Source organism: Streptococcus equinus, assembly GCF_900101445.1.
Taxonomy (GTDB): Bacteria; Bacillota; Bacilli; order Lactobacillales; family Streptococcaceae; genus Streptococcus; species Streptococcus equinus_B.
The window spans coordinates 202,078-212,264 of the sequence record NZ_FNKE01000002.1; the positions used below are offsets into that span (position 1 = coordinate 202,078).

The following is a 10,187-nucleotide window of genomic DNA, read 5'->3' on the forward strand; positions in this document are numbered from 1 at the left end:
AGACTGATATGATTGAAAATCCAATAAATAAATTAAATAAGTATTTAAAAGACTGTCCTAAAAAAGCAATTATTATTCGAGAAAATGAAAAATTAACCTATGAAGATATCGAAAATTATTCAAATTATGTAGCTAATAGAGTAGGTTTTGATAGAACTCAAAAATATATTGGCTTCTATTTGAAAGACACCATATATACTTTAGGTGTGTATATGGCGATTTACAAATTAGGAGGGACACCGGTACCATTAACTAACAGCATGTCTTTAATGGATTCTTATCAAAGAATGGATGATGTTAATTTTAATATTTTGTTAACTGATGATGTGTCTGAAGATGTAAAAAAACTGTCAACTAGAATTAGAGTAATCAAACTACCACAAATCAATGATATAAAAAAAGAAAAATTAAAATATCATGTTCCGTTTCCTCATATTGTTAATCTATTACCGACTTCTGGAACGACAGGAAAACCTAAAAAAGTACAAGTAACATTAAAAAATTTAAATTGGATTATGAGAGAGTACCAAAAGCACTATAATTTAGATTCCTCTTCTAGAATGTTATGTATGACAGATTATTCATGGGATGTATCAATGCCTGAAATAATGGCTCCAATATACATTGGAGCGACGAGTTTTGTTTTGCCTAAAAATTTAACTGGATTCCAAAAAACAAGTAGGTTGGCAGAATTTACAAAGAAATATAGTTTAACTTTCTTATCACTGTCTCCCTCATATACATTTTCTATTGCTAAAATGTTAAATGCTAGAAATTTTGAATCCGTAAAAACTCTTGTTTTAGGAGGAGAAAATTTTTCTATACAATTAGTTCCGCTATTAAAAAAAATTTTTCCAAAAGAAACAAGAATTTTTAATCTTTATGGTCCTACAGAAGCGACAGTAGCAGTATTCACTTATGAAATAAAGGGAGATGAAACTGATGTAGTTCCAATTGGTAAAAAATATGATGGTGTTAAATTTAAAGTTTTAAATGAAGATAATACTCCTGTACAAAAGGGAGTCCTCTATGTAGGAGGAGAATGTTTGACAGATGGTTATACTGATCAAGAGTTAAATGAATCACATTTTGTAATTATTGATGGTGATAGATACTACAATACTGGTGATATTGTTTATTATGATGAGTCTGGCAATCTTGTTTTTGTTGGAAGAATTGACGATCAAATATCTTATCATGGTTCACGAATTGAATTGAGAGAGATTGAAGAGACAATCCGTTTGAGGACAGGAATTAATGAAGTTGTATCAGTTTTTGAGAAAAATAAATTAGTTGCTTTTTTACATTGTGAAGAAGATGTTGACGAAGTTAAAGTTAAAGAAAAAATTTCGAAAATTTTTCCTCCTCATTACCATGTTATTCCAATTTTTGTTGAAGAATTTTTCTTTAATGATCATTCTAAAATTGATAAAAAGAAAATGATGTCAGTGTATTATTATAAAAATAATACTATTGATATTAAGAAAGCTAAGTACTCTGATGTTGTTAAAGAATTTGATGCATTATTATTAGATTTTGGATTTCGAGATTTTAATGAGATGGATTCTTTAGATAAAGTAAGATTTCTTATTGAATTTGAAGATACTACAAAGGTGAAAATTCCCGAAGAGTTAATACCAGGTATTGTTAATAATAAGTCGTTTAAAGATATGCTTGTTAATTTGTTAGATGATAATCAGAGAGACAAAGAGAGTGCAAAAGAACTTTCAACAAAAGATGATAGTTTTTTTATCGAGCAATTAGAAGATTATTCAGAATTTTTATCGTTTGGAGGAAAAACAGAAACAGGATATTTAGCTAAAAATTATAAACAACGTAATTATAGAAGCTATTTTATTTTTGATATTAAGCTTAATAATCAGTATTCTCAGGTTAGACATATTATCAAACAAAATCTAAAAGAATTAGCTAGTCATATAGACATTGTAAAGATAGTACTAGACGATAATAATGCTGAAAGATTTTCGATGATAGAAAATTATACTCCTTATATTTTTAAAGTGTATTCATTTCCTGAAGAAACTGTAATAAAAAATTTTTTTGAAAAGGAAAAAAGTCCATTGTTTATTCCTGTAATTAATACTAAGGAAAATATTTTAAGATTTTATATTTCACATTATATTATGGACTTATCATCATATAATCTTTTAGCAAAAATTATTTATGATATAGAAAATATAAATTTTAAAATTGACTACAATAGTAACTTTTTAGAATTTATAAAGTACATAAAGAATAATAGCAATTCCTATAAAATTGATGACGCGACAAGATTACTTCCAAAATCTTTTAAAGTTTCAAGTATTTCCAAAAATAAAATCCAAGTAATCGAAGAAAATTTTGATGTAAACTATAATATATTCAATAAACCAACCTCTTATGCATTACAAGCTTTTTATCAAATTAGTAAAAAATTATTTAAAGAAAATGAACAACTAAAGAGAGTAACGGGATCAATTATTTGTGATATTAGGAATTTTGTTGATTTTGATGCTGAAAAAATTATTGGAGATATACACAGTACACTTCCAATTTGGGTTGATAAAAGCGAATCCATGGATGAAATGTTTTTGCATTTTCGAGAAATACTCTCTCTTTATCAAAACGGTGTTAATTTAAAAGAAATTGCATTTGAAAATGGAGGAGAAATCCTTAGGAGATGGGAGAATTTGAATTTTGCAATTAATTTTTTAGGGGAGACTTCTGATAGTTCTCAAATGATTGAAAGTGTTAAAAATGTCAATTATGACGAACATCATGTTGTTGTAATGAGCGATAGAGATAAATATTATATTGTTTTTTCTTCAGAAATATTTAAGGAGGCAGATTTTAGTTGTCAAAAATCAGAAGAAAGTTTTTAGGAAGAGCTTTTCCGCTATTATCTAACTACGCAATTTCTTTAGCAGGAGATTCGATCTATTTATTTGCCATAAATTGGTTTTTAGTATCACAAACTCAAACAACTTCTCTATTGGGGTTAATAAACGGAGTTAGTAGTTTTGTTCTATTAGTAGCAAATTTTTTAGCTGGACCGATTGTAGATAGGTACAACAGAAAAAAATTATTAATTTTTTCAGATTTACTTAGTTTTTTTGCTTGTCTTATATGTTCAATAACCCTGAATGATTACGTTAATGATAGAATAATTTTAATAATGACAACATCAATATTAAGTATCTCAATGGCTATAAATTCTCCTTCAGCTAAAGCAATTGTACCTAATGTAATCTCATCAGAAAAAATTGAGAAGTTTAATTCTATACAAAATACTTTATCAAGTGTAATAAAAATAGTTGCCCCTTTACTAGGAGCGTTTATATTATCATTATACAGTAGTCTAAATCTTTTTATATTTATAAATTCGATATCATTTTTACTCTCTGCTTTATTAATTTTAACTGTACCGTATAATGAGATAAAAAAAGAAAAGAATGTTTTGACGTTTACAGATCAGTTTCTTTCTGGATTAAAATATATTAATCAAAAAAAACGCATTTTAGGTATACTGGTTTTTATTTCAGTATTGAATTTTATTATGACTTCATATGATTTAGTGATCCCCTATCTAATAAATGTGCTACTAGATAAATCAGAAAAAGTATATAGTTTTTTAGTTAGTTTAGAGGCTATTGGAGGAATCATAGGTGGGGTACTTTTAACCTATAAGAGTTCAAAAGTTAATAAGATTAGTTTTATTTCTGATATTAAGTATTTATCTCTTATACTGCTAATTGTTGGTATAATTCACAATTTGTATTTATTATGTTTTTGTTCGCTAGTTAACGGATTTTTCTTAGTACAAATTAATGCTAAAGTTTTTACTATTATACAGAAAGAAACAAAGAAAAATTATCTAGGAAGAGTTTTTTCTATTCTATTTATTTTTAGTTCTTTGTTAATTCCTCCAGCTAATTTTATTTTTGGAAGAATAGTTCCATTCTTAAAATGGAATACTTTTATTTTTTGTTCAGTAGGTCTATTTATAACGTCTTATATAATAATAAAAAATTTTATTAAGGAATAATGAATTATGAAAGTTTTATCTTTAGTACCTTTTGATTATGAAAGTTTAAAAAAACTTAAAGAAAAATTTCCTAAAGTAGATTTTTTAGAACGTAATCAGTTAAAAGAAGATGATGTTATTGATGTGATGCTAGGATGGGATTTTAATGATGGATTAAATCTTATTCAACAACATCATATTAAGTGGGTGCAGTCAGTTTCTGCGGGGGTAGATTATTTTCCATTAGAAGAATTTGAAAAGAATAATGTTATTTTAACTAGTGCCTCAGGATTAAACTCTCAGAGAGTTGCTAATTTTGTGTTGTTACAATGCCTTTCCGATTCGTATTCAATAAATGAAACTTATATAAATAGAATAAATAGAAAATGGAAAGTTCCAGAGAATATATATGATATTCGAGAAAAAAATATTATTATTTTTGGAACGGGAAGTATAGGGAAAAGTATTTCAGAGGTTTTAAGTCCTTTTGTGAGAAATATTTATGGGGTAAATACTTCAGGGAAAAAAAGTAGTAATATTTTTGATGCTACTTATAAAATAGGTGATATTATTGAAGGGAAAATTACTTTTAGTAATATAGATATTGTTATTAATTGCTTGCCTGAAACTATCCAAACTACACATATATTTGATAACAAATTATTGAAAAAATTTTCAAAGCCTTTTACTTATATAAGTATTGGAAGGGGAGAAACAACTAATACCTCTGATTTAATCCATTTTGTAGATAAGGGGGATATTAAGACAGCTTTTCTTGATGTTTTTGAGCAAGAACCATTACCTAAAGACTCAAAAATTTGGGAAAATAATAGAATTATAGTAACTCCGCATATCTCAGGAATGCTGCCACATTTTAGATGTGATTTTTTTGAATTGTTTAGCAAAAATTTATATAATTATTGTACACATAAAGAGCTAAATGGTATTGTAGATTATAAAAAGGGGTATTAAATGACTTATACCGACTTAGATGCGAAAGAATTTGCAGAATTTAAATCACGCGGGAAATTATGTCAGCTATTTTATCTATCCGATAAACATTGTAAAGGGTTATACGAGATTATTTCTACTGAGCGAGAACGTTTAGCTAAATGGCTCCCTTGGGTAGAAGAAATGCAAAGTGTTGAAAATGAGAGATCGTTTATTAAGTATGCTCGTGAAAAAATGGAGTATGATAAATTGTTTATGCTAACAATTTGTATTAATCAAAAGCCTGTAGGAATGATAGATATTCATAACATAGATTTACAAAAAAGTCAGGCTGAAATTGGATACTGGATATCAGAAAAATATGAAAATCAAGGTTTTGTAAAAAAGGGAGTAAAAGAATTAATAAAATTTGTACCCTCTAAATTCAAAATTGATAACTTATTAATTTATGTAGATGTTGATAATATCAAAAGTAAGTTCATACCAAATAGTTTAGGTTTTAAAAAAGAAAGCGAAATTCCTAAGTTTGAGTACTATAATGGATTCTATCATGATTTTGAAATTTACAGATTGAATTTAAATGAAAGGAAGAACGATGAATGATGTTGTTGTAGATAAAATACTTAGAGTTATAAAAAAAAATAAAAATAAAAATGTTTATGATGATGGGGAACTGACCTATACATATGGTGAGCTAGATGTTTTTTCAGATATAATTTGGCAATATATTGATTCCAAAAAAGGGAATTCAAATTATATTGCAGCTATAGGAAATAATGACTTCTACTCATTATGTGTATTGACTGCTTGTATAAAATCTGGCTATATTTTTGTCCCCATTGATTCGAAAAATTCTGATGAAAGAATACAGAATATTATTGATGATATAAAGCCAAAAGTAATTATTAGAGGAAGTAAATGTAAAGAGGTTGGCAATAGTATTTTATTTGAAGATATTATTAATCGAAATTGTATTTCAAATACTCTAACAAGAAAAAAAAATAAGTATATGTATGTTATTTACACTTCAGGTACAACTGGTATCCCAAAAGGTGTTCCTATTTCATACTCAAATATTATCAGTTTTACAAGTTGGTTTTTTCATGAAAAGTTTAATATCTATGAAAATGAAAGAATTTTATTACAAGCTTCTTTTTCATTTGATTTATCAGTAATGAGTTGGTTAACAGTATTGTGGTTAGGCAAAACTCTGGTTGCAATTCCTACAGAAATAACAACTAATTATAAAAAATTAAGACATTGGTTCAACACCGTGAAATTTGATTTATTTATTTCAACTCCCTCATTTGCATATTTAGTTTATATTAGTACAAACTTTAATAGCTATAATTATCCGTGGATAAAAAAGTTTATTTTTTGTGGAGAGGAATTTAATATTAAATTTGCACAGAAATTAATTACAAATTTTAAGAATTCTAAAATTTTCAATACTTATGGTCCTACAGAATGTACAGTTGCAATTATTGGTACACAGATAACAGAGAGTTTATTGAAAATGGATAAATTACCTATTGGTGAAAAGAGAGAAAATATTGAACTAATAGTTGGAGCAGAAAATGAATTACAAATTGTGGGGGATATGGTCTTTGATGGATATTTAAATAGAAAAGAGGAGACAGCAAAATCTTTTATAGAAATAAATGCTAAGAAAGCTTATAAGACTGGTGATAAAGTTCGAATTTTAGATAATGGTTATATTTTTTTTGATGGTAGAAATGATAATCAAATTAAGAAGAACGGGTACAGAATTGAATTAGAAGAAGTTGAATGTATAATAAAAAAAATTCCAGAAATTTTAAATGTTGTAGTTTTACCAATAAAAAATAAAGCTAATAAAATCGTTGGTTTGAGTGCATTTATTGTTCTAGAAAAGCAAGTTAGTATTGACTCATCTGAGCTTTTAAGTAAAATGCAAGACATACTTCCACTTTATATGATTCCAAATAAAATTCACATTATTGATGAAATACCATTAACTAATAACAAAAAAATCAATCGAAAATTACTCGAGTTGATGAACTAGTATATATTACATTTATAACAAAAACACTCTCAAACGGGTTAAAAATCCAGTTTTTAGAGTGTTTTTTGTTTATGTGTTAAAAATAATTTTTACTAAAAATTTTGAAATACAACGATTATAGCTGATAGTATCATAGCTACACCACCGATGTAGGCAATCCACTTTTCAGAATGTTTTCCAAGTACGTTTCCAATATTTGAAGCAAAAAAACTATATAAATAATCGTTGATTAAACCAACAATTAGATAGGTCAAACTTAATATTGTAGTTTGTAATAAAAACGGAGAGTTGTGATTAATGAATTGAGGTAAAAACGAAGCAAAGAAAATAATGTTTTTAGGATTTAAAAATATCAATAAAAATCCATTTTTAAAGGCTTCTCCTTTTTCAGGAGGTACCATTTTTTCAGTTTTATCTTTTACCTTATTAGCATCAAGAAAACTTTTGATTCCTAAATAGATAAGATAAGCGATCCCAAGTAGACGTAAAATTGCATACAAGGTTTCTGAAGTTTTAAGTATAGCTCCAATCCCAATAAAGGAGAGGATTAGACAAACAAGTCCTCCCCAGAAACTTCCCCAAACAATTTCATAAGCTGTTTTTTTCCCATGAGTCATACTAGTAGTTATAAGATAAGTTACTGTTGGTCCAGGGGGGGAAATAAGTAGAATGCAAGCGATAGTGTATGATATCCAAGTAGATAGTGACATATTATTTTTCCTTTATGATTCTGTATTTTATTTCGTTTTTATTCAAGTTCAGTAATGCGACTGGAAGATCGGTATGTACAAACTGATTAGGAGTTAATGCTGGTGTCATATTAGATAAAAAGCTTAAAAGATTATTTTTGCTATTAGATGCGTAGATTGTATAGAAATTTCCAGAATTCCAATTTATAACAGCATATTTAAAGAAGTCAGCTAAAATGTTTTTAAATGTGTCAATTGTAACAAGACCATTATTCATATCTGTTAATACATTGTCTTTTTTCAATTGAATGGCTTTTTGTGAGAAAAATCTATTTTTAAAAAGTGAGTCTTTGATATGTTCTCTTTTTAGAAATTCCGTAATATCTTTATTGGAAAATTTCTCAATAAAACCAATTATACCATCTTTTTTAAGCTTTTCTTTTGTAAATTTTATTTGTTTAGCTCTATCTGGGCTGTACATCTGAAATGTTGTATCTTCTATTATGACGTCAAAACCATTGAAATTAGGAAATAATTCTCTGATATTTGAGTTGGTTATTTTATTGTAAGGGGATAGGATAAATTTTGAATGTAGTGGCTTGCCATATCTAAAAAAATTATCCTGATTAGCTTTTGTTGGGCTACAAGATAAAGTTTTTATCTTGCCATTGCTCAAATTTCCAATTGTTCTAGCCATTGTTCCTTCAGCGGCTCCGAGAACATATAAATACTGTGTACCATCTCTTTTTTCTAAGTAATCTTTTAATGCTGAGCCAACGCGACATTCTTCCTCCAATATAAAGGGAATACTTGAGTAGAAATGCTTGTCGAATTGTCCTTGCAATTTTCTATGATTTAAATAAAAAGATGACATTTTTTCGTCATTTTTAAATAAATTGATATCACCTAAATAAGTATTGTTTGGTTCTCCCAACTCGCCTGATGCGGTTTTCTCAAAAAAATCTGCAAGTACACCTGTTCTAGGGGCAGTGGTAATACTATCTTTAATGTTTTTCATAAATTTCCTCCCATATGTATAATTATACACAAAAAAAGAGTGGATAACAATCAAAAAAGATAGAATTTTTAGAAAATTATAAAAACTGTACAAGCTTTAATAACTTCAATACTTACTAATAAAGGGAAAGTAAAAATTTATATTAAATCAGTTTATAATAAAACAACAGGGAAACCTTGGGGATTTACAAATAGTATAGGAAGATCGGGGTTGATATTTGATGTCCCATTATGGTTAGAAATTCATAATATGAAGTCAACTAAACAGATTTTAAGAAATATCAATCTATCTTTGTATAATTCCAAAAAGTTTATTGGTAAAATGGTTCAAATAAATTGCTATGAGAAGAACGGCATGCAGGAGTTTTATGGTGAAAATGGTTCATACAGTTTTTTATTGGCTGGAAATGAAATCAGACGGTTTGAGTTAGAATTTGCGGTTAGGCAGGAGGATTTAGATGGAAAAGAATTTGATGAAGTAAGATTTTCCTACTATGATTCAAAAGACAAGTATCATGAGATGCTAATTTTTAAAATTGATAGTGATTGGAGATTGATAAACTAAAGTTGGAGGAATGCATGTCCATTTCTTTTTAGGAAATCCTATCCAAAATTTTTCCAAAAACAAACTATAAAAGAATTTAATTTCAATTATTTAAGATTAATTTTAATTGTAATACTAATAATTATATAGTCTGAATTGATGTTGCTATTTTCCAAAAAATATGTGTTTTTCGGAAAGTTTATAGTCTATTCTATGTATGGGGAAGGTTTGATATCTTTGGATAGATAGAGTGGGTGATGAGGGGTTCCGTTTTTATTCCTCTTTTATATAATATTACTACAGAATAGTATTAGTAACTTTCAACGGTAATATGATAGACTGGGAAATTCCCCTAGTTCAATCAAATCCATTCAAAATTTTTGAAATAAAAAGGCTGTACAAATCTGGTGAGAGTTGATATAAAGCTAATTTAAAAGTACTTGAAATACAACCGTGTCAAACCAGGTCTTAAAAAAGCTCGTAAAGCTTCACAATTCTCAAAACGTTAATCCGTTTTTCAGATTTGTACAAAAGAACACTCTTTGGAGTGTTCTTTTGTTGTTTTTTAAAAAATTTTTATTGGAGTAGAAAGTTAGAAAAGAGCCTCAGAATCCCACCAAAGGCATTTTAAAGCGCCTGAAAGAGGTCTTAATGTCTATAAAATGATAAGTGATAGAAAGCAATTTGACGTTTAAGCAGAGCTTATGAGAAATCTACTAGAATAAATCAAAAAAAGCTAAAAAACCTGTTGACAGAGGAAATGAAGTTTAGTATACTAAATAAGCTGTTGTTTGAAGCAGCAAACATTTCAAAAAGGCTTTGAAAAAAAGTTCAAAAAACTTCTTGACAAAGCGTTGAAGAAATGCTAAACTAATATAGCTGTTGTTCGAGAGGGCAGCGGTAACAAATTTGAAAAGA

At 27.7% G+C, this 10,187-nt stretch carries 8 protein-coding genes; 6 read left to right on the plus strand and 2 right to left on the minus strand.

Annotated elements, in window-relative coordinates; genetic code table 11:
* Positions 1 to 8: 8 nt before the first annotated feature.
* From BLR83_RS08570 to BLR83_RS08590, 5 genes are read left to right on the plus strand one after another with little or no spacing between them, the layout of a single operon-like run.
* Positions 9 to 2,882, plus strand: a complete 2,874-nt coding sequence (locus BLR83_RS08570) for an AMP-binding protein (RefSeq protein ID WP_074561264.1) — start codon at positions 9 to 11, stop codon at positions 2,880 to 2,882.
* Positions 2,855 to 4,045, plus strand: coding sequence for an MFS transporter (locus BLR83_RS08575; RefSeq protein ID WP_074561265.1), 1,191 nt, complete (start codon positions 2,855 to 2,857; stop codon positions 4,043 to 4,045). Before BLR83_RS08570 ends, BLR83_RS08575 begins: the two co-directional genes overlap by 28 nt.
* A gap of 6 nt (positions 4,046 to 4,051) precedes the next feature.
* A complete protein-coding gene (locus BLR83_RS08580; protein ID WP_074561266.1) occupies positions 4,052 to 4,996 on the plus strand; it encodes an NAD(P)-dependent oxidoreductase in 945 nt (314 codons plus the stop codon).
* The gene (locus BLR83_RS08585) at positions 4,997 to 5,578 is read left to right on the plus strand and encodes a GNAT family N-acetyltransferase (protein ID WP_074561267.1); all 582 of its coding nucleotides are present in this window, start codon (positions 4,997 to 4,999) and stop codon (positions 5,576 to 5,578) included.
* Positions 5,571 to 7,019, plus strand: a complete 1,449-nt coding sequence (locus tag BLR83_RS08590; protein WP_074561268.1) for an AMP-binding protein — start codon at positions 5,571 to 5,573, stop codon at positions 7,017 to 7,019. The genes BLR83_RS08585 and BLR83_RS08590 overlap by 8 nt, the downstream gene beginning before the upstream one ends.
* 92 nt (positions 7,020 to 7,111) lie before the next feature.
* Here the strand turns inward: BLR83_RS08590 and BLR83_RS08595 are convergent, their stop codons facing one another.
* Together BLR83_RS08595 and BLR83_RS09985 are read right to left on the minus strand one after the other, a co-directional pair.
* Complete coding sequence (locus BLR83_RS08595; RefSeq protein ID WP_074561269.1) at positions 7,112 to 7,729, minus strand: LysE family translocator; 618 nt, start codon at positions 7,727 to 7,729, stop codon at positions 7,112 to 7,114.
* Position 7,730: 1 nt separating this feature from the next.
* Positions 7,731 to 8,726, minus strand: a complete 996-nt coding sequence (locus BLR83_RS09985; protein ID WP_074561270.1) for a hypothetical protein — start codon at positions 8,724 to 8,726, stop codon at positions 7,731 to 7,733.
* Between the two features lie 210 nt (positions 8,727 to 8,936).
* Between BLR83_RS09985 and BLR83_RS08605 the strand changes: the two genes are divergently transcribed.
* On the plus strand, positions 8,937 to 9,290 hold the full coding sequence (locus tag BLR83_RS08605) for a hypothetical protein (RefSeq protein WP_234793138.1): 354 nt from the start codon (positions 8,937 to 8,939) through the stop codon (positions 9,288 to 9,290).
* The last annotated feature ends 897 nt before the right edge of the window (positions 9,291 to 10,187 follow it).

Coding starts and splice junctions, on each gene's coding strand:
- BLR83_RS08595 (WP_074561269.1), bottom strand. CDS start 7,729: ATGTCACTATCTACTTGGATATCATACACTATCGCTTGCATTCTACTT.
- BLR83_RS08590 (WP_074561268.1), top strand. CDS start 5,571: ATGAATGATGTTGTTGTAGATAAAATACTTAGAGTTATAAAAAAAAAT.
- BLR83_RS08580 (WP_074561266.1), top strand. CDS start 4,052: ATGAAAGTTTTATCTTTAGTACCTTTTGATTATGAAAGTTTAAAAAAA.
- BLR83_RS09985 (WP_074561270.1), bottom strand. CDS start 8,726: ATGAAAAACATTAAAGATAGTATTACCACTGCCCCTAGAACAGGTGTA.
- BLR83_RS08585 (WP_074561267.1), top strand. CDS start 4,997: ATGACTTATACCGACTTAGATGCGAAAGAATTTGCAGAATTTAAATCA.
- BLR83_RS08570 (WP_074561264.1), top strand. CDS start 9: ATGATTGAAAATCCAATAAATAAATTAAATAAGTATTTAAAAGACTGT.